The sequence below is a fragment of the Cypionkella sp. PAMC25878 genome, from assembly GCF_058135695.1.
Genome location: NZ_CM176871.1, coordinates 780,601 through 799,244 on the forward strand (window position 1 = coordinate 780,601; position 18,644 = coordinate 799,244).

Annotated in this window: 19 protein-coding genes and 1 tRNA gene; 16 read left to right on the top strand and 4 right to left on the bottom strand. The window is 62.2% G+C overall.

Annotated features, from left to right (window positions below):
* Window positions 1-10 precede the first annotated feature (10 nt).
* The 3 genes from ACS5RD_RS03605 to ACS5RD_RS03615 form a co-directional block, all read right to left on the bottom strand.
* On the bottom strand, window positions 11-628 hold the full coding sequence (locus ACS5RD_RS03605) for an FMN-binding negative transcriptional regulator (RefSeq protein ID WP_489930032.1): 618 nt from the start codon (window positions 626-628) through the stop codon (window positions 11-13).
* 181 nt (window positions 629-809) lie between these two features.
* Window positions 810-935 carry a type B 50S ribosomal protein L36 gene (ykgO, locus tag ACS5RD_RS03610; protein WP_054006596.1) on the bottom strand — a complete coding sequence of 42 codons (126 nt, stop codon included), beginning with the start codon at window positions 933-935 and terminating at the stop codon, window positions 810-812.
* Window positions 936-1,011: 76 nt separating this feature from the next.
* A tRNA-Val gene (locus ACS5RD_RS03615) sits at window positions 1,012-1,086 on the bottom strand.
* Between the two features lie 182 nt (window positions 1,087-1,268).
* Here ACS5RD_RS03615 and ACS5RD_RS03620 point away from each other — a divergent pair.
* Window positions 1,269-2,126, top strand: a complete 858-nt coding sequence (locus ACS5RD_RS03620) for an N-formylglutamate amidohydrolase (RefSeq protein ID WP_489930033.1) — start codon at window positions 1,269-1,271, stop codon at window positions 2,124-2,126.
* Between the two features lie 183 nt (window positions 2,127-2,309).
* On the opposite strand, the gene ACS5RD_RS03625 is transcribed toward ACS5RD_RS03620, so the two are convergent.
* Entirely contained in the window at window positions 2,310-3,563 is a 1,254-nt protein-coding gene (locus tag ACS5RD_RS03625; protein ID WP_489931324.1) for a DNA polymerase IV, read from the bottom strand.
* 233 nt (window positions 3,564-3,796) lie between these two features.
* Here ACS5RD_RS03625 and ACS5RD_RS03630 point away from each other — a divergent pair, with 233 nt between their 5' ends.
* The 15 genes from ACS5RD_RS03630 to ACS5RD_RS03700 all read left to right on the top strand — a co-directional run bounded on the left by ACS5RD_RS03630 (window position 3,797) and on the right by ACS5RD_RS03700 (window position 18,593).
* On the top strand, window positions 3,797-4,633 hold the full coding sequence (locus tag ACS5RD_RS03630; RefSeq protein ID WP_489930034.1) for an NAD-dependent epimerase/dehydratase family protein: 837 nt from the start codon (window positions 3,797-3,799) through the stop codon (window positions 4,631-4,633).
* Window positions 4,630-5,238, top strand: coding sequence for a sugar transferase (locus tag ACS5RD_RS03635; RefSeq protein ID WP_489930035.1), 609 nt, complete (start codon window positions 4,630-4,632; stop codon window positions 5,236-5,238). The genes ACS5RD_RS03630 and ACS5RD_RS03635 overlap by 4 nt, the downstream gene beginning before the upstream one ends.
* Window positions 5,239-5,384: 146 nt before the next feature.
* Entirely contained in the window at window positions 5,385-5,945 is a 561-nt protein-coding gene (locus ACS5RD_RS03640) for an NAD(P)H-dependent oxidoreductase (protein ID WP_489930036.1), read from the top strand.
* Window positions 5,946-5,965: 20 nt separating this feature from the next.
* Window positions 5,966-7,057 carry a dimethylsulfone monooxygenase SfnG gene (gene sfnG, locus ACS5RD_RS03645; RefSeq protein ID WP_489930037.1) on the top strand — a complete coding sequence of 364 codons (1,092 nt, stop codon included), beginning with the start codon at window positions 5,966-5,968 and terminating at the stop codon, window positions 7,055-7,057.
* A gap of 34 nt (window positions 7,058-7,091) precedes the next feature.
* Window positions 7,092-7,700 carry an ABC transporter ATP-binding protein gene (locus ACS5RD_RS03650; RefSeq protein WP_489930038.1) on the top strand — a complete coding sequence of 203 codons (609 nt, stop codon included), beginning with the start codon at window positions 7,092-7,094 and terminating at the stop codon, window positions 7,698-7,700.
* 36 nt (window positions 7,701-7,736) lie between these two features.
* On the top strand, window positions 7,737-8,747 hold the full coding sequence (locus ACS5RD_RS03655; RefSeq protein WP_489930039.1) for a branched-chain amino acid ABC transporter permease: 1,011 nt from the start codon (window positions 7,737-7,739) through the stop codon (window positions 8,745-8,747).
* Window positions 8,748-8,768: 21 nt separating this feature from the next.
* The gene (locus ACS5RD_RS03660) at window positions 8,769-10,097 is read left to right on the top strand and encodes an ABC transporter substrate-binding protein (RefSeq protein WP_489930040.1); all 1,329 of its coding nucleotides are present in this window, start codon (window positions 8,769-8,771) and stop codon (window positions 10,095-10,097) included.
* A 52-nt stretch (window positions 10,098-10,149) separates the two neighbouring features.
* The gene (locus ACS5RD_RS03665; protein WP_489930041.1) at window positions 10,150-10,926 is read left to right on the top strand and encodes an ABC transporter ATP-binding protein; all 777 of its coding nucleotides are present in this window, start codon (window positions 10,150-10,152) and stop codon (window positions 10,924-10,926) included.
* A 3-nt stretch (window positions 10,927-10,929) separates the two neighbouring features.
* Window positions 10,930-12,165 (top strand): SfnB family sulfur acquisition oxidoreductase, encoded by a 1,236-nt coding sequence (locus ACS5RD_RS03670; protein WP_489930042.1) that lies wholly within the window; start codon window positions 10,930-10,932, stop codon window positions 12,163-12,165.
* 1 nt (window position 12,166) lies between these two features.
* Window positions 12,167-13,330 (top strand): FMNH2-dependent alkanesulfonate monooxygenase, encoded by a 1,164-nt coding sequence (ssuD, locus tag ACS5RD_RS03675; RefSeq protein WP_489930043.1) that lies wholly within the window; start codon window positions 12,167-12,169, stop codon window positions 13,328-13,330.
* Window positions 13,327-14,739 carry an FAD/NAD(P)-binding protein gene (locus ACS5RD_RS03680; RefSeq protein WP_489930044.1) on the top strand — a complete coding sequence of 471 codons (1,413 nt, stop codon included), beginning with the start codon at window positions 13,327-13,329 and terminating at the stop codon, window positions 14,737-14,739. Before ssuD ends, ACS5RD_RS03680 begins: the two co-directional genes overlap by 4 nt.
* A gap of 277 nt (window positions 14,740-15,016) precedes the next feature.
* Entirely contained in the window at window positions 15,017-16,003 is a 987-nt protein-coding gene (gene nadA / locus ACS5RD_RS03685) for a quinolinate synthase NadA (RefSeq protein WP_489931325.1), read from the top strand.
* 10 nt (window positions 16,004-16,013) lie between these two features.
* The gene (locus ACS5RD_RS03690) at window positions 16,014-17,588 is read left to right on the top strand and encodes an L-aspartate oxidase (RefSeq protein WP_489931326.1); all 1,575 of its coding nucleotides are present in this window, start codon (window positions 16,014-16,016) and stop codon (window positions 17,586-17,588) included.
* Window positions 17,585-18,436 carry a carboxylating nicotinate-nucleotide diphosphorylase gene (nadC, locus tag ACS5RD_RS03695; RefSeq protein ID WP_489930045.1) on the top strand — a complete coding sequence of 284 codons (852 nt, stop codon included), beginning with the start codon at window positions 17,585-17,587 and terminating at the stop codon, window positions 18,434-18,436. The genes ACS5RD_RS03690 and nadC overlap by 4 nt, the downstream gene beginning before the upstream one ends.
* A 19-nt stretch (window positions 18,437-18,455) precedes the next feature.
* Complete coding sequence (locus ACS5RD_RS03700) at window positions 18,456-18,593, top strand: hypothetical protein (protein WP_489930046.1); 138 nt, start codon at window positions 18,456-18,458, stop codon at window positions 18,591-18,593.
* The last annotated feature ends 51 nt before the right edge of the window (window positions 18,594-18,644 follow it).

An 18,644-nucleotide genomic window follows, 5' to 3' on the forward strand; every position in this document is an offset into this window, starting at 1 on the left:
CGAGGCAGTGTCAGCCCAAATCGCGGCGTATCAATGCGGCGATCTCCTGCGATCCCGTATCGGCCCGCTGCGCCAGATGACTTGCAGCACTTGCCCGCACCTCGGGCGTTTTGTTCTGGTTCAGCTTCCAGATGCCATCGACCGAGATCACGTCAAACCGAAACGGCAGGATCATCCGCAACATCCGGGGCAGCGCGCCTTCCGACATTTTGTCCCACTGCCACGGCAGCTTCGGCAGCAGGTGGTTTTCATGCTCGGCGGACAAAGCATCAACATGCGGCTGCAATGACGCCTCGGGCAGCGGCGATAGCACCCCCCGCAGATGCACCGCGATATAGTTCCACGTCGGCACCTGATCGCTCATGTTGTACCAATCGGGCGAGATATAGGCATCAGGGCCGCTGATGGCGATCAGCGCAGGCAGACCTGCCGTGCAGGCGCGCGCAATCGGGTTTGAGCGTGCCAGATGCAATTCGGCAAAGCTGGCATCGGGTGACAGCAAAAACGGCACATGCGCGGCCAAAGGGCCATCGGCCCCGTTCACCGACAAAATCCCAAAGCCGCGCTCACGGGCGAAGGCGAGGTTGTCTTCCAATGGGGTGGAGCGGAAGGCGGGATTCGGGTGCATCGTGGGGCTCCAAAAATGAACTCAGCTCGCCTAAGCGGCAACGCGCATCACCACAATCGAATCTTTCTGATCTGGCATTAGACAGGCGCATCCATAGCTAACCCGACGCAACCCAACCAGCACCAATGAAAAAGCCGCCAGAGATTGCTCTCGGCGGCCTATTCGGTGCTGCTGCGCGCGATCAACCCTGACGGGCCTTGTAGCGCTTTTGCGTCTTGTTGATCACATAGACGCGGCCTTTACGGCGCACGACCTGGCAATCGCGATGACGATTTTTCAGCGAGCGCAGCGAGTTTGCAACTTTCATCGTAGCATCTCCCTTGTTCGCGGCGCGTCTTCGCGCCAGTTGAAAAGCGTTGCCCCCGTTGCCGGGAGCGGCGAAATGGTGGGCGGTACTGGGATCGAACCAGTGGCCACTACGATGTCAACGTAGTGCTCTACCGCTGAGCTAACCGCCCACAAGCCTGACGTTCCCGCCCAATCTATTCATCCAAGCCCGAAGGCCCAAACAAAAGGACGCGGGCGAAACCGCGTCGGATGGCTGGGCTATAAACAGAGTCGCAGCGCGGTTCAAGGGGGTAAAGGGGGGTATCGGTAAAGGATATTTTGCAGTTATATCACAAAGTAACAGGAGTGTGGCGTGTCGCAGGTCTACCGTATTCATCGACCCGAACGGCAGGATACGGCGGTGGTGTTTGCCTCGCCGCACAGTGGGCGGTCCTATTCGGCAGCGTTTCTGGCGCAGACGATTCTGTCTAGCGATGCGATCCGGTCTTCGGAAGATGCCTTTGTCGATCAAGTATTTGGCAGTGCTCCGCTGCATGGTGCGCCCTTGCTGATCACCGATGTACCGCGCGCCTATCTCGATCTGAACCGTGCCCCGGATGAGTTTGACCCAGCCGTGATCGAAGGCATTGCCCGCGTGCCGCACAATCCGCGCATCTCCTCTGGGCTGGGGGTGATTCCCCGCGTGGTGTCCGGTGGCCGGCTGATCTATCGCGGTAAGCTGGGTCTGGCCGAAGCCGAAGCGCGGATCGCCGAAGTCTGGCACCCCTACCACCGCGCGCTGCGGCAGCTGCTCGAGGAAACCCATCGGTCCTTTGGCGAGGCGGTGCTGATCGACTGCCATTCGATGCCACATGAGGCGATTGACGGCCACGGTCGCCCCGGTCAGCCTAAGCCTGATGTCGTGCTGGGCGATCGCTTTGGGGCGGCTGCCGGGCGACATGTGATGGATGCGGTCGAGGCAGCGTTTCAGCGCGTGGGCCTGCGGGTGGCGCGCAACACCCCCTTCGCGGGGGCGTTTATCGCGCAAAGCTACGGTCGGCCCTCGGCCCGTCGTCATGTGATACAGGTGGAAATTGATCGCGGGCTTTATATGGATGAAGCCACCATCACGCCACACGAAGGCTTTGAGGATTTCCGCGCACTGATGGCCGGGGTGATCGCCGAGATCGTCAGCATTGGCCGCGAGCAACTGCCGCTTGCGGCGGAATAGCGGTTGTTGAGTTGACGGGTAGCCTCCCGCTAGCAGTCTAATCGACAGTTTTTACTATAGGGTTCTTGATATGCCATGCGCACTATCTCGCTACCGATCAAACCTTAACAAACTCCTAACGTCACCACCGCAACCCATTGATTAAAAACATATAAAAAAGGTCCCGAGTTGGGGCCGTCCCTGTTATCGCAACGCCCGCCCCTTGATAATCGCCTCACGTCCAAACCGCGCGCGGATCGCGTCGGTGGCACGCTCGGCTGCGGCGCGCTTGCCTGCGCTGGGGTCCAGAAGATCAGCAGAGAGATCGGCTTGCGCCTCGGGGGCCAGATCGCTGATGCCAACGCCGATCAGCCGGTACGGGCCTTTGCGGTCGGTCTGGTCGAACAAAGCGCGGGCGGCGCGGTAGATGCGGTCGCTCAGTTGGGTGGGGTCGGTCAACGAGTGGCGGCGGCTGATCAGTTGGAAATCGGAGCGCTTCAGTTTCAAGGTAACGGTCTTGCCCGAAAGCGCCTTGGCCTTGGCGCGGTCTGCGACTTGCTCGGCCAGCCGCCAGAGATGCCCATCCAGCAGATCGGGATCAGAGGTATCCTCGAAGAAGGTGGTTTCCTTGCTGATCGACTTCAGCTTTTCATTACGATTGACGCGGCGGGTGTCCATACCTCGGGCCAAATGCCAAAGCCTGTCCCCCATGCTGCCAAAGCGGGCGACAAGGTCGGTGCGGTCCCAGCGCAGCAGGTCATTGATAGTGCGGATGCCAGCCTTTTCCAACGAGGCCTGTGCGGCGGTGCCGACGCCCCAGATGATGCGAACTGGTTTGGGGCGCAGGAAGGCCTCTGTCTCGGCGCGTCCAATGATGGAAAAGCCGCGCGGTTTGTCGAGGTCTGACGCGATCTTGGCGAGGAACTTGTTGTGTGACAGGCCGACAGAACCTGACAGACCCAATTCATCCTCCATCCGCTTGATCAGCCTTGCCAGAACCACCGCAGGGGGTGCGCCGTGCAGGCGTTCTGTGCCGGTCAGATCGAGGAAAGCTTCGTCGAGGGACAACGGTTCGATCGCCGGGGTCAGCGCCTCCATCATTGCCCGGATGGCGCGGGAGGCGTCGACGTAGACCGACATCCGAGGTTTGACCACGACCGCTTCGGGGCAGAGTTTCAGCGCCTGAAACATTGGCATGGCGGAGCGCACCCCATGGATGCGGGCGAGGTAGCAGCAGGTGGAGACGACCCCCCGGGTGCCGCCGCCGACGATCACGGCTTTGTCGCGGAGTTCGGGATTGTCGCGTTTCTCGACGCTGGCGTAGAAGGCGTCGCAATCCATGTGGGCGATGGAGAGGGTGTTCAGCTCGGGGTGGGCAAGCAGACGGGGAGAGCGGCACTTGGGGCAGCGGGCTCCGGCGTCAAATTGGGTGAGGCAGTCGCGGCACAGGGTGGGCATGGTCGGATTATGCCAGATCGGGGGCGGGGTTGTCCACGCGTAGCGCATTGCGGCGTTTTATAGAAATCAAAGGGTTAGGGGAGTGGCGTTTACGAATTGTTTACGGTTGCCCCCCCCTTTCTTCTTGGTCATCCTCTGCGCTTAAATATCCCCGCCGGAGGCATCTGCCCTATCCATCGTCACACTGTCTCAGAACTCTAGCTCAACGGGGCAAATCCTTTATAACGGGCGGCATGTTGAACGAGATCAATCAAACGCTGGTCGTGGGCGCAAGCGGGCGGGTGGGGCGGCTTATCACGCGGGCTTGGGCGCTGGGCGGTCTGGCTCCGACCTTGCAGCATCGCGGGGTTGGCCTCGCGGGGGATTTGCCACAGGTGGAGTGGCATCCGCTTTCAGGTGCTTCGCTCGAGCCGGAGCGGTTTCGGGCGATGATCGTGCTGGCGGGGGCGGTGCGCGGCGAGTTGGGGTTGAATGCGCAACTCGCCGAGGCTTGCTGTGCGGCGGCGGTGCAGGCAGGGATCGGGCAGGTTTTGCTGGCCTCGTCCTCGGCGGTTTATGGGGTGAGTCGCGGGCAGGCCTGCCGTGAAGATACGCCGACCCATCCGGTGAACGGTTATGGCCGCGCCAAGCTGGAGGCTGAGGCGGTGGCGGAGCGCTGGCGCGCGCGCGGGCTGGCGATCACGGCTTTGCGCATTGGCAATGTGGCGGGGGCAGATGCTTTGCTGGCGGGGATACAGCCCGGTCAACCGACCAAGATTGACGCTTTCGCAGATGGTACGGGGCCAGTGCGCAGCTATATCGGGCCGATCAGCTTGGCGGATGTCTTGGCGCAGATGTTGGGGCAAGACCTGCCGCCCGTACTGAACCTTGGCGCGCCCAATCCGGTGGCGATGGCCGATCTGGCGCAGGCGGCTGGGGCGGAGTGGCACTATCAGCCCGCCCCGACAACTGCCTATCAGCGCATAGTGCTTGATTGCAGCCTGCTGGCGCAGCATTACCACTTTACCGAAAATCAATCCGATGCCGCCGTCATGGTGGCGGAATGGCACACCGCCCGAGGGCCGCAATGACGCCGATGAAGCGCTTTCTGGATGTGCTGGCGGTGCTGGTGCTGGCAGTGCCCTTGCTGCCTTTGGGGCTGCTGACGGCGCTGGCGATCTTGATCATGGATGGCCGCCCGGTGATCTATTGGGCCGAGCGAATGAAAACCCCGACGCAAAGCTTCAAGCTGGCGAAGTTCCGCAGCATGACGGTGCGGCCTGCCGAGATGGGGGTTTCGGGCGGCGATAAATCCAGCCGGATCACCCGGACCGGGCGGTTTATCCGCCGCTCGCGCTTGGATGAATTGCCGCAGCTTTGGAACGTGCTGAAGGGCGATATCAGCTTTGTCGGGCCGCGGCCGCCGTTGCGGGAATATGTGGAACGCTTCCCTGAAATTTACGCGCAGGTGCTGAAATCGCGCCCCGGTATCACCGGGCTTGCGACGATTGTCTATCACCGGCATGAGGAACTGCTGCTGACGCGCTGCAAGACGGCGGCGGAAACCGACGCGGTCTATGCGCGGGCGTGTGTGCCGCGCAAGGCCAAGCTGGATTTGATCTACCAGCGGCGGCGCAATCTGCGGTTTGACTTTTATCTGATGCTGAAGACGGTGTTCAAACGGCTGCCGCTTTAGGCCAGTTTTTGCCCAAACAGCACGAACCTGCCGCCAAGCGTCGGGTTTTGGGATGATCCTTCTAAAGTCGTCATCTTCTTTGAAATGGAGGTTCAGCGACAGCGCGCTTAAAGTCTAGCAACTTTATCGTGTTTAGGATGCTGCTGATGCCCACTCTGAAACTGGTCGGTCTGTCCGGCAATATCACCACTCCGTCAAAGACGCGCGCTTTGGTGCAAACCGCCGTCAATCTGGCTGCTGACCGGCTGGGCGCGACCGCCGAGGTGATTGAGGTCAATGACTTCGGCGACCAGCTTGGCCGTGCCCGTCGGTTGACGGATCTGGATGCGGCGGGTCAGGCTCTGATCGAGCGTCTCGTCGCGGCTGACGCTTTGATCGTCGCTACTCCGATCTACAAAGCCAGCTACCCCGGCTTGTTCAAGCACCTGATCGACCTGCTGGACCCGTTGTCGCTGATCGGAAAACCGATCCTGATCGCGGCCACCGGTGGCGGCGAGAAGCACGCTTTGGCGGTGGAGCACCAGCTGCGCCCGCTGTTCGCGTTCTTTGAGACGCACAGCCTGCCGACGGCCGTGCATGTTTCGGACAAAGATTTCGCCGATGGCGCGTTGGCCGCCCCTGCCGCCCTGACCCGGTTGGAGCGCGCCGTGGCCCAGTTTGATCTGCATTTCCCGCAGGCTTTGCGCCCCGCGCAAGCTGCCGAATAACCCCCGAAAAGGACGCTGAAATGACCACCGATCCCGTCAAATTCGCCTATTGGGTGCCCAACGTCTCGGGCGGCCTAGTGATTTCCAACATAGAACAGCGCACCAGCTGGGACATTGATTATAACCGCAAGCTGGCGCAGATCGCCGAGGCGGCGGGGTTTGATTATGCGCTGAGCCAGATCCGGTTTACCGCGGGCTATGGTGCTGATAATCAACACGAACCTGTGGCGTTCAGCCATGCTCTGCTGGCCGCGACGGAAAAGCTGAAGGTGATTGCGGCGCTGTTGCCCGGCCCGTGGAATCCGGCGGTGGCCGCCAAACAAATCGCCACCATCAGCCAGCTGACCAAGGGTCGCATCGCGATCAACGTGGTGTCGGGCTGGTTCCGCGGCGAGTTCTACGCGATTGGCGAGCCGTGGCTGGATCACGACGAACGCTACCGCCGGTCCGAAGAATTCATCCGGGCTTTGCGGGGGATTTGGGGGCAGGATGATTTCACCTTCAAGGGCGATTTCTACCGCTTCAACAACTACACGATGAAGCCCAAGCCCGCCGATCCGCAGCCCGAAATTTTCCAAGGCGGCTCCAGCCGCGCCGCGCGTGATATGGCAGCTAGGGTATCGGATTGGTATTTCACCAACGGCAACACGCCGGAAGGGCTGGCGGCGCAGGTCGACGATATTCGCGGCAAGGCGGATGCCGAGGGGCGGCGCGTCAAGGTGGGGGTGAACGCCTTTGCCATCGCACGGGCTACTGAGGCAGAGGCCCGCACGGTGCTGGATGAGATTGTCGCCAAAGCAAACCCAGAGGCCGTCAAAGGCTTCGCGCATGAGGTGAAGAACGCCGGCAAGGCCAGCCCCGAAGGCGAGGGCAACTGGGCGAAATCGACGCTGGAAGATCTCGTGCAATACAATGACGGTTTCCGATCCAACCTGATCGGCACGCCGGAACAGATTGCCGCGCGTATCATCGCTTTGAAAGACGCCGGGGCCGATCTGATTCTGCTGGGCTTTCTGCACTTCCAAGAGGAAGTCGAGTTCTTCGGCAAGCACGTCATCCCGCTGGTGCGCCAGTTGGAAGCCGACCGCGCGCAAAAGGTGGCGGCCGAATAGGCCCCACCCCCCCCAACCTCTGAGGAAGACTGCCATGACCAGCGCCGTTCTGCGCCGGATTGCGCCTGCACGCGCAGTCCCCACAACCCTGCACCCCGCCTATGCCTTGGCGCTCAGCCGGATCAGCCTGTCTTTCGGCGGCATCCATGCCTTGCGTGAGGTGTCGTTTCAGGTCGCAAAGGGCGAGATTCGCGCGGTGATCGGGCCGAACGGGGCGGGGAAATCCTCGGTTCTGAACGTGATTTCGGGGCTGTATCAAGCGGATAGCGGCAGTCTGGTGCTGGGGAGCCGAGTGTTTGAACATGTGCCGCCGCAGGCCTTGGCGGGCCTTGGCGTTGCGCGCACCTTCCAGAACCTTGCGCTGTTCCCCAGCCTGTCGGTGGCGGCCAACATAGCCGCTGGCCTGACCTTTCAGCGCAAGGCGTGGGCGTTGTCGCAGGTGTTGCGGCTGCCCGATGCACGCGCGGAGAACCGCGCGATTGCAGATCAAGTGTCTGAAATCGCGGCGCGTTTGGATCTGACCGCGCATCTGGATCGCACGGTTTCGACCCTGTCTTATGGGCTGCAAAAGCGGGTTGAGTTGGCCCGCGCGTTGGTCGCCCGTCCTAAATTGCTGCTGCTGGACGAGCCGATGGCCGGATGACCGCCACCGAAAAGGCCGAGATGGCGGGCTATATCCGTGCGGCCCGCGACAACAACCTACCTGCGGCATTGGCCGTTAGCCGCTGTGCTGCTGGTAGCCTTCATCGGCGTGCCTGCCTTCGCCCCGGTCTATGTGTTGGAGGCGATTTTGCTGCCGTTCCTCGCCTTGGCTTTGGCGGGCGTGGGGCTGAACCTGCTGACCGGATACGGCGGCCAAGTGTCGCTGGGCTCGGCGGCGTTCATGGCGGTGGGAGCGTTTGCGGCCTATAACATCCAGTTGCGGCTGGCGCTGCCGCTGCCCCTTACCATCCTGCTTTCTGCCTTGACGGCGGCCGCGGTGGGTCTGGTGTTTGGCTTGCCCAGCCTGCGCCTGCGTGGATTCTATCTGGCGGTATCCACCCTTGCCGCCCAATTCTTCGTGCAATGGGCGCTGACCAAGTTTGGCTGGTTTTCCAACTATAGCCCCTCGGGCGTGATCTCGGCCCCGTCGCTGTCGTGGCTTGGCTACAGCTTTGACAGCACCACCGCGCGCGATCTGCTGGCGCTTTCCCTTGTCACCTTGATCACCCTTGGCGTCTGGGCTTTCACCCACGGCCCCTTGGGCAACGACCTGATCGCCATCCGCGACAACGAGACCGCCGCCCAAATCATCGGCGTGCCGGTGTTGAAAACCAAGCTGGTGGCCTTTGCGGTATCCTCGGCCATCATCGGGGTGGCGGGGTTTCTGTGGGCCTTCACCTATCTGCGCACGGTGGAGCCTGCGGGCTTCGATCTCGACCGGTCCTTCGACGTGCTGTTCATCATCATCATCGGCGGCTTGGCGACCTTGCGCGGTGCTTTCCTTGGTGCGGGGCTGATCGTGGTGTTCCCGCTGCTGCTGTCGCGGCTGTCGGCCTTGGCCTTTGGCGGCATGATCGACTCCGGCGTGTTGGAGCTGGTGCAGCGCATCATCCTTGGCGCCCTCATCATCGCTTTTCTGATCGCCGAGCCGAACGGGCTGGCGGCCATCCTAACCCGCGTAAATCGCCGCTTTGCGCGCAACATCTGATCCTTAACCTATGGAGTTTCCATGTCTTTCCTGAAACGTATCACCATAACGGCGTTGACCGTGGCAAGCCTTGCCGCAGGCCATGCCGCCCAAGCGGATGAGCAGTATTTCCCGCTGCAATCCTACCGTGTCGGCCCCTATGCTGCGGGCGGCACCGGGTTCTTCGGCGGCTTTATCGACTATATGACGCTGATCAACACCCGCGACGGCGGCGTGAACGGCGTCAAGCTGGTCTGGGACGAATGCGAGACTGAATACGCGGTGGAAAAGGGTGTTGAATGTTATCAGCGCCAGAAAAGCCACGCGGATACCGCCGCCTGGAACCCGCTTTCGGTGGGGATCGCCTATGCGATGATTGATGGCGTGACGGCGGATAAAGTGCCGCTGATCACGGTGAACCATGGCCGCACCGACACCACCGATGGCCGGGTATTCCCTTACGTTTTCCCGCTGCTGCTGAACCCCTATTCCGAAACCTCTGGCATCGTGAACTACATTGCCAGCAAAGAGGGCGGGCTGGAATCGCTGAAGGGCAAGAAGATCGTCGTGCTCTATCACGGCTCGCCTTATGGCAAGGAAACCATCCCGATCTATGACCTTTTGGCCGAGAAATATGGCTTTACCGTGGTGCAGATCGAGGTGCCGCATCCGGGCAATGAGCAAGGTGCGCAATGGCTGCAAATTCGGCGTGAAGCCCCCGATTATGTCGTGCTGCGCGGATGGGGCGTGATGAATCCGGTGGCTTTGACCACGGCGCAGCGCAACGGCCTCCCGGTGGATCACATCATCGGCAATGTCTGGTCGAACTCGGAAGAAGATGCGCTGCCAGCGGGTGATGCGGCGATTGGCTATACGGCAATCACAACCCAAGCCTCGGGTAACCAGTATCCGGTGCTGCAAGACATCATCAAAACGGTCTACGACGCGGGGCAGGGCAACCTTTCGGATAAATCCCGGATCGGCTCGGTGTATCATAACCTTGGCATCGTCAACGGCATCCTGAACGTCGAAGCTATTCGGATTGCGCAGGCCAAATTCGGCAACCGCACCTTGACCGGCGATGAAGTGCGCTGGGGGTTTGAGCATCTGCAACTGTCGCCCGCACGGGTGAAAGAGCTTGGTGCTGAGAACCTTTTTCACTCGATCAACGTCACCTACGACAACCACGAAGGTGAGGGCTATGTGACCTTCCAGCAGTGGGATGGCAAGAAGTGGAACGTGGTGTCCGACTGGATCGCCCCCGATTGGGCCCTGCTGCGCCCGATCATCACCAAATCGTCCGAAGCCTATGCGGCGGAAAAAGGTCTGCCGATCCGCACCTCGGAAGATGCCGACAAGGTGACGCAATAAGCCAAACGGGTGGCCCTGCATCGGGGCCACCCTATCCCGACCGGAGGGTGCCATGCCCACATCTGCCAAGTCGCAACCTGTTCTTGAATTTGACCACGTCTATGCCGCCTACAACGGCGCCATCGCTGCCCTGCATGGTGTCAGCCTGACGGTGCCGAAGGGTGAGATTACGGCCCTTCTGGGCGCAAACGGCGCGGGCAAAACCACGCTGCTGAAAGCCGCCTCTAACCTGCTGCCCGCCGAGCGTGGGCAGATTACCGGCGGACGCATCCGCTACAAAGGCCGCGATGTCACCGCCGACACCCCGCACGCCCCTATCCGCAACGGTCTGGTGCCTGTGCTGGAAGGTCGGCGCTGTTTCAAAACGCTGAGCATTGAAGAAAACCTGACCACCGGGGCGATTGGCCGGGGGCTGGACCGTGCCCAAATCGTCCAAGTGCTGGAGCAGGTCTATGATCTTTTCCCTAAGCTGAAACTGCGGCGCAATTCGCTCGCGGGTCTGACCTCGGGCGGTGAGCAGCAAATGGCGGCCATCGGACGTGGACTTATGGCGCGGCCCGAGGTGTTCTTGCTGGATGAGCCGTCGATGGGGCTTGCCCCAATGGTCGTCGCCGAAATCTTTGAAACCCTGGCCCGGCTGAACCGTGAAACCGGCCTGACCATCCTTCTGGCCGAGCAAAACTCTGCCATCGCGCTGAAATACGCCCATCACGCCACGGTCATTGAAAATGGCCGCTCGGTGCTGAATGGCCCTGCATCTGACCTCGCCGCCCGCGCCGATATTCGCGCGCTTTATCTGGGCGGCACCCCTCAACCTGTAAGGATTTGAACCATGACCAAACATGAACCTCTGAAAACCCCAGTTCCCCCGGTTGCCCGCCCGGTTGGGGATGCGCACATTATCCAGAGCGATGCCGAAGCGATTGCGGTGGCGCATAAGCTGGCAGCCGAGTTCGCCAAGGGCGCGTCGGATCGTGACCGTAACCGGATTTGGCCGCAGGAACAGTTGGATGCGTTCTCGCAATCCGGGTTGTGGTCGATCAACGTGCCGAAAGAATACGGTGGGCCGGGGCTGTCTTATGTGACGCTGAACCGGGTGATTGCGATTATTTCGGAAGCTGACCCGTCACTGGGCCAAGTGCCGCAGAACCATCTGGCCGTGGTGGCCGCGATCAACACTGTGTCTGACCCTGCGCAAAAGGCGCTGCTGTTTGGCGAAGTGCTGAAGGGTACGCGGTTTGGCAATGCTTTTTCTGAGTTTGGGTCCAAGCGCGCGGTGGATTTTGAAACCAAGTTCACCGACGAGGGCGATCATGTCCGGGTGACGGGCCGCAAGTTCTACTCCTCGGGCGCGCTGCTGGCGCATCTGGTGCCGATTGTGGCTTTGGATGATGAAGGCCGCGCCTGGTATGCGATTGCTGATCGCGGGGCAGAGGGGCTGAGCGTGATCGACGATTGGTCCAGCTTTGGCCAGCGCACCACTTTGTCGGGGACGGTGATCCTCGACAACGTAAAGGTGCCGAAAACCCATCTGGTGCCGGGCTACAAGGGATACGAAGCGCCCTCCGCCGATGGCGCGATTTTTCAGGTGATTCAGGTTGCGGTTGACTTGGGCATCGCACGGGCGGCGATTGCCGACACCAAAGATTTCGTGCTGCACCGCAGCCGGGCTTGGGTCGATTCCGGCCTCGATCACGCCAGCCAAGACCCCTACACCATTCAGGCGGTGGGCGATTTGAACCTGCGCGCCAACGCGGCGGCGGCTTTGCTGGATATTGCCAGCGTGGCGATTGATGTGGCTGTGGCAAACCCCACGACGGAAACCGTGGCACAGGCGCAGATTGCCACGGCTGAGGCAAAGGTGCTGTCGACCGAAATCGCTATCCTCGCCACCAATAAGCTGTTTGAGCTGGCAGGCACCCGCTCGACCCTCGCCGAGCATAATCTGGACCGCCACTGGCGCAACGCTCGCACCCACACGCTGCACGACCCGGTGCGCTGGAAATACGCGATCCTTGGCAACTACTACCTGAACGGCGTTAACCCGCCCTTTCATGCGTGGAGCTGATATGTCTGTTCCCAATAAAATCAACGTGCTGTGGTTCATCCCCACACATGGCGAAAGCCGCTATCTGGGCACGTCCGAAGGCGGGCGTCCGGTTGATCTGGCGTATCTGACGCAGGTGGCGAAGGCGGCGGATTCCTTGGGCTTTTACGGTGCTTTGCTGCCCACGGGCCGCAGTTGCGAGGATAGCTGGGTGGTGGCTTCGGCGCTTGCCACCCAGACGGAACGCTTGCGGTTTCTGGTTGCCGTGCGCCCCGGCCTGCAATCGCCGACCTTGGCGGCACGGATGACGGCGACGCTGGACCGGATTTCGGGCGGGCGGTTGTTGATCAACATCGTCACTGGCGGCGATCCGGCGGAGAACAAAGGCGATGGCATCAATCTGCCGCACAGCGAACGCTATGCCATCACCGATGAATTCCTTGGGATTTATCGGGCGTTGCTGCGCGGCGAAACGGTGGAGCATACCGGCAAGCACTTCCAAATCTCGGATGGGCGGCTGATCTATCCGCCGGCGCAAAAACCCTATCCGCCGCTGTATTTTGGCGGCTCGTCGGATGAGGGCTTCAAGGTCGGAGCCAAGCATATCGACAAATACCTGACATGGGGCGAACCCCCCGCACAGGTGGCCGAAAAGATTGCGGTGATGCGGCGTCATGCCGAGGCCGAGGGGCGCGAAGTGTCGTTTGGCATCCGCCTGCACGTAATCGTGCGCGAGACGACAGCCGAGGCTTGGGCGGCGGCGGATCGGTTGATCAGCAAGCTGGACGATGCGACGATTGCCGAGGCGCAGAAGGTGTTCGCGCGGATGGATTCGGTGGGCCAAGCCCGGATGACAGCGCTGCATGGCGGGCGGCGCGACAAGCTGGAAATCAGCCCGAACCTGTGGGCGGGCGTCGGCCTTGTGCGCGGCGGGGCTGGCACCGCGCTGGTCGGCGATGCCGATACGGTAGCCGAGCGCATCGACGAATACCGTCGCATTGGCGTCGATAGCTTCATCTTCTCGGGCTATCCGCATCTGGAAGAAGCCTATAGCTTTGGCGAATTGGTGCTGCCAAAATTGCCGCTGGGCCATCCGATTCCGCGCCGGGATTTGGTGGTGAACACCGGGCCGTTCGGCGAAACCATCGCCGGGGACCACAAACCGAAGTTACAGGCGGCACAATGAGCACCTTGCACGGCCAGCATCCCCTAACCGTCGCCATCATCGGCGGCGGCTTGTCCGGGGCGGCGGTGGCTTATCATTTGGCCGGCCTGACCGAAGCGGATGTGGTGGTGATCGAACCGCGTGCCGATTTGGGGCGCGGCATGGCCTATGCCACGCCCGACCCCGATCACCGCCTGAACGTGCCCGATCACAAGATGACCCTGCGCTCGGATCGCCCGGAGGATTTCCGGCGCTGGCTGCATACGGCGGAAGCCCCCAGCTTGCCCGCGAATTCGGCTCGGTTGTCGGGCGAGATTTTTGCGCCCCGCGCGGTGTTTGGCACCTATGTCGCGGCGCAACTTGCGCCTTTGCAGCGGGCGGGGCGGTTGCGGCATGTGCAGGCGCGGGTGATCTCGGTGGGGCGGACGGATCGTTATACGCTGGGGCTGTCGGATGGTGGCAAGGTTGTGGCGGATATCGTTGTGCTGGCAGCGACGCATCCGAACGCAGGCTTGCCGCGTGAATTGGCAGGGCTGGCGGGCGATCCGGCGCTGATCACGGATCCGTTTGCAGATGGCGCGCTGGCAGGCGTGGCCGAAGACGCACGGGTGTTGATCGTCGGCAATGGGCTGACCTCGGCGGATATTGTCGCCTCGCTGCATAGACGGGGGCATCGCGGGCAGATCACGGCGCTGTCGCGGCATGGCTATCGGTCGATGCCACATGGGCCGGTGCAGGCGGAAACAACGGCGGATTTCGCGCATACTCTGGCAAGCACGGCGTTGCAGTTGCTGCGGCAGGTGCGCGTGGCTTTGGCGCAGGATCAGGCGTTGGGGCTGACCTGGCATGCGGTGTTTGACCGTTTGCGCGTGCAGGGGCCAGTGATTTGGGCGGCTTTGCCGGAACCTGAGCGGCGGCGGTTTTTGCGGCATCTGCGCGCCCTGTGGGATATTCACCGCTTTCGCATTGCCCCGCAGACCTATGAGGCGAACCAGCAGATGCAGCGCCTAGGGCGGTTGGTCAGCTTGGGCGCGCGGATTGTCTCGGCCACTCCGGGTAGCCCGGTCAAGATAGGCTTGCAGGCCCGCCACAATGGGACGCGATTTGCGCTGGCGGTGGACCGGGTGGTTTTGGCGACCGGGCCCGCGCATGGTGGCATTATTGCTGCGGTGCCTGCGCTGGCTGATCTGGCGGCGTTGGGCCTGTTGCAGCCCGATCCGCTGGGCTTGGGGTTGCTGACGGCGGCGAATGGGCAGGCGGTGCCAGTGTCGGGTGCTGCGGATGGGACGTTGCTGGTGGCGGGGCCACTCGCGCGGGCGGCGGTGGGCGAGTTGATGGGGGTGCCAGAGGTGATCACCTGGGCCGAACATATCGCGCGGGAAGTGGCGAGGCAGGTGGTGGCGCGGCGAGGTTTGGTGGCGGCGCAGTAAGGCAAGCGATGCGGCGCTCGGTACAGTGGGCTGCACCTTAGGTTGTGGCCACCAAGGCAGGCAAGATTTCCGCGTGCGGCGCGGCGCAAACCACGCATTTCACCAAAAGGTCAAAAAACGTCGATTTGTGAAGGGTTTGCGTCGTCCGCAAAAGGTATTATAGCCAGCCTCGCACCCAAACGGGTTCAGTCTTGCAGCCAAGTACGGGAAAGCGACCTTGCCCAATATTCTTGACCAGCGCGCCGAGCTTGCGGCGCATTATGATCTTGCCCCCTCGATGGCCGCTGCCGAGGCGACGCGGGCGATCTACGCGCGGATGGCGCGCGTGGTGCCTTTGGCCGATTGGGCGATGTTTGCGCCCTATGTCATTGCAATCAATCGGCTGAAAGCGGAACGCAACGCGGTGATCTTGGGCCATAACTATATGACGCCCGAGATTTATCATGGCGTGGCGGATTTCGTCGGCGACAGCCTGCAACTGGCGATCAAGGCGAGTGAGGTTGAGGCCGATGTGATTGTGCAATGCGGCGTGCATTTCATGGCGGAAACCTCAAAGATCATGAACCCCAGCAAGACCGTGCTGATGCCGGATATGGCGGCGGGCTGTTCGCTGGCGGAATCGATCACGGCGGATGGCGTGGCGGAAATGCGGGCGATGTATCCAGGCGCGCCAGTGGTGTCTTATGTCAACACCACGGCTGAGGTGAAGGCGGCGTCGGATGTGTGCTGCACCTCGGCCAATGCGTTGCAGATCGTCAACGCGATGGAGGGCGATACGGTGATCATGACGCCCGACCAGTATCTTGCGCGCAATGTCGCGGCGCTAACGCATAAACGGGTGGTGTGGTGGGAAGGCTCGTGCATCGTGCATGAGCTGTACCAAGCCGCTGATCTGCGCGCCTACCGCGAACATGACCCCGAGATGAAGATCATCGCCCATCCCGAATGTACGCCCGAAGTGGTGACCGAGGCGGATTTCACCGGATCAACCAAGGGCATCATTGATTGGGTCCACAAGCACAAACCCGCCCGCGCGATGCTGGTGACGGAATGTTCGATGGCGGCGAATATTGCCGATGAATTGCCCGAGGTGGAGTTCGCCAAGCCCTGCAACATGTGCCCCTATATGAAGATGATCACGCTGGAGAAGATCCTCTATGCGCTGCATTCCATGACGGGCGAAGTGCTGGTGGACCCAGAGATTTCCGCCCGCGCCCGTGTGGCTGTGCAGCGGATGATCGACATCAGCCGGGCTGCGGCCTAATCCGATGAAGATGCCTGTTGTCGATACCGGGCGGGTGATCATTGTCGGCGCGGGCTTGGGTGCGCTTTATGCGGCGCTGCACTTGGCCCCGCATCCGGTGGTGATGATCTCACCCGAGGCTTTGGGGCAAGGGGCGAGTTCGGCTTGGGCGCAGGGCGGGATTGCGGCGGCGATGGCGGCGGCCGACAGCCCAGAGGCCCATGCCGCCGATACGGTGCGCGCCGGGGCTGGCACGGTCGATGCCGACGTTGCGGCCAGTGTCACAGCCGAGGCGCGGGCGCATATTCTGGAACTGACCGCGCTGGGCACGCCGTTTGATCGCGATGCGCAGGGCGGCTATGTGCTGTCCCGAGAGGCAGCCCATGGGCTGGCGCGGGTGGTGCGGGTGCGGGGTGATCAGGCGGGGCGCGAGATTATGGCAGCGCTGATTGCCGAAGTGGCGCGGACGCCCTCGGTTCAGGTGCTGGAAGGCGTGATGGCGGTGGGCTTGCAGGTGCAGGATGGCCGGGTGACGGGCGTGGGGGTGGCTGCGGCGGATGGGGCGAGCGATCCGGTGATGTTGTGCGGGGCGGCGGTGCTGCTGGCGGGTGGCGGCTCGGGTGGGCTTTATGCGCTGACCACCAATCCGCCGCGCATCCGGGGGCAGGTGATCGGCATGGCGGCGCGGGCCGGGGCGGTGATTGCCGATGCCGAGTTTGTGCAGTTTCACCCCACCGCGATTGATATGGGCGAAGACCCCGCCCCCTTGGCGACCGAGGCGTTGCGGGGGGAAGGCGCGGTGCTGATCAACCGCGATGGCCTGCGGTTCATGCAGGCGGTGCATCCCGATGCTGAGCTTGCGCCGCGTGATGTGGTGGCTCGTGCGATCTTTGCCGAAACCCAAGCTGGACACCGCCCGATGCTGGACACGCGGGCGGCGCTTGGGGTCGAGATTGTTGAGCGCTTTCCTGCGGTGGCTGCGGCTTGCCTTCGCGGCGGGATTGATCCGGTGACGCAGCCGATCCCGGTGGCGGCGGCAGCGCATTACCATATGGGCGGCATTGCGGTTTCCAAGGAAGGCCGCTCCAGCCTTGCCGGGCTTTGGGCTTGTGGTGAGGCCAGCGCCACCGGGTTGCATGGCGCGAACCGTCTGGCGTCGAATGGCTTGCTGGAGGCTTTGGTCTATGGTCGCCGCGCCGCGCAGGACATAGCGCAGGGGTTGGGCGAGGTGCAGGCTCCGCTGGTGGTGTTGCCGTTGGTGGCGGGTGGGCGGACCGACTCAGAATCGCCCATGGCTGATCTGATCGCAGAGCTGCGGCAGGTGATGACAGATCATGTTGGCGTTGTGCGGGATGCTGCGGGCTTGCAGACCGCACTGCGCCGGATCGCGGCGCTGGAGGCGCTGGCAGCGGGGGATGCGCAGGTACTGAACATGACCGCCACCGCCACGCTGATCGCCGCTGCCGCCTTGCTGCGCGAGGAGTCGCGGGGCGCGCATTGCCGTCGTGATTTTCCGCAGGTTAACCCCGCATTGGCGAAGCCCAGCCGCCTGACCTTGGCCGAGGCGTTGGCGCAGCGGCAGATTGTAACGGAGACCCAAGAATGACCGGATTTGCCCCGCTGCCCGATCTGCTGCTGGAACCTTTGGTGCGGGCGGCCTTGATCGAAGATCTTGGCCCGAATGGCGATGTCACCAGCCGTGCGGTGATCCCGGCCAGCACACGCTATCGCGCGAAGCTGAACGCGCGCGAGGCGGGGGTGGTTTCAGGCATGCAACTGGCAGCGATTGCGTTCCGGCTGGTGGACCCCTCGCTGGTGGTGACGTTGCACCGCCCCGATGGCAGCACCTGCGCGCCCGGTGATCTGCTGATGGAGATTGAGGGCGCTGCGGCTTCGATCCTGTCGGGCGAGCGGATTGCGCTGAATTTTGCCGGGCGGCTTTCGGGCATTGCCACGCTGACCGCCGCTTTTGTGGCGCAGGCTGCAGGCACTGCAACCCGCATCACCTGTACCCGCAAGACCACGCCGGGGCTGCGGATGGTGGAAAAGGCCGCCGTGCTGCACGGCGGCGGATTTAACCATCGCTTCGGGCTGTCGGATGCGATCCTGATCAAGGACAATCACATTGCAGCCGCTGGCGGTATTCGCGCGGTGCTGACGGCGGCAAAGGCCAGCGTCTCGCATATGATGAAGGTTGAGATTGAGGTGGATACATTGGCGCAACTGGCGGAGGTGCTGGCGATTGGCGGCGCGGATGCGGTGCTGCTCGATAACATGGACACGGCCACGCTACGGCAAGCGGTTGAAATGGTGGCGGGGGGATTGGTGACGGAAGCCTCGGGCAATATGGCGCTGCCGCGCATCGCCGAAGTTGCGGCGACGGGGGTTGATTATATCTCGGTCGGGGCGTTGACCCATTCGGCGCGCACGCTGGATCTGGGGTTGGATTTCTGAGGCCTGCGATCAGCCCCCGATGGGCTGCGGCGTGGTCGGCCAAGTTATCGCAGAGATCGAAGCGATGGATTGGCTTGTGAAGAAGAACCACAGCGGGCATGTCTTTCTGCTCTATATCCGGTCCGGCGACATAGATTTTACGCAGGCGCATGGTTGAGTGCTGCGCGTATTGAACCCAGTGGGTTGACGAATATGCAAGCGCGCGTGT

Coding starts and splice junctions, on each gene's coding strand:
- sfnG (WP_489930037.1), top strand. CDS start 5,966: ATGACCACCGATCCCGTCAAATTCGCCTATTGGGTGCCCAACGTCTCG.
- ACS5RD_RS03640 (WP_489930036.1), top strand. CDS start 5,385: ATGCCCACTCTGAAACTGGTCGGTCTGTCCGGCAATATCACCACTCCG.
- ACS5RD_RS03680 (WP_489930044.1), top strand. CDS start 13,327: ATGAGCACCTTGCACGGCCAGCATCCCCTAACCGTCGCCATCATCGGC.
- ACS5RD_RS03630 (WP_489930034.1), top strand. CDS start 3,797: ATGTTGAACGAGATCAATCAAACGCTGGTCGTGGGCGCAAGCGGGCGG.
- ACS5RD_RS03665 (WP_489930041.1), top strand. CDS start 10,150: ATGCCCACATCTGCCAAGTCGCAACCTGTTCTTGAATTTGACCACGTC.
- ACS5RD_RS03670 (WP_489930042.1), top strand. CDS start 10,930: ATGACCAAACATGAACCTCTGAAAACCCCAGTTCCCCCGGTTGCCCGC.
- nadC (WP_489930045.1), top strand. CDS start 17,585: ATGACCGGATTTGCCCCGCTGCCCGATCTGCTGCTGGAACCTTTGGTG.
- ACS5RD_RS03635 (WP_489930035.1), top strand. CDS start 4,630: ATGACGCCGATGAAGCGCTTTCTGGATGTGCTGGCGGTGCTGGTGCTG.
- ykgO (WP_054006596.1), bottom strand. CDS start 935: ATGAAAGTTGCAAACTCGCTGCGCTCGCTGAAAAATCGTCATCGCGAT.
- ACS5RD_RS03690 (WP_489931326.1), top strand. CDS start 16,014: ATGCCTGTTGTCGATACCGGGCGGGTGATCATTGTCGGCGCGGGCTTG.
- nadA (WP_489931325.1), top strand. CDS start 15,017: ATGGCCGCTGCCGAGGCGACGCGGGCGATCTACGCGCGGATGGCGCGC.
- ACS5RD_RS03700 (WP_489930046.1), top strand. CDS start 18,456: ATGGGCTGCGGCGTGGTCGGCCAAGTTATCGCAGAGATCGAAGCGATG.
- ACS5RD_RS03650 (WP_489930038.1), top strand. CDS start 7,092: ATGACCAGCGCCGTTCTGCGCCGGATTGCGCCTGCACGCGCAGTCCCC.
- ACS5RD_RS03660 (WP_489930040.1), top strand. CDS start 8,769: ATGTCTTTCCTGAAACGTATCACCATAACGGCGTTGACCGTGGCAAGC.
- ACS5RD_RS03625 (WP_489931324.1), bottom strand. CDS start 3,563: ATGCCCACCCTGTGCCGCGACTGCCTCACCCAATTTGACGCCGGAGCC.
- ssuD (WP_489930043.1), top strand. CDS start 12,167: ATGTCTGTTCCCAATAAAATCAACGTGCTGTGGTTCATCCCCACACAT.
- ACS5RD_RS03605 (WP_489930032.1), bottom strand. CDS start 628: ATGCACCCGAATCCCGCCTTCCGCTCCACCCCATTGGAAGACAACCTC.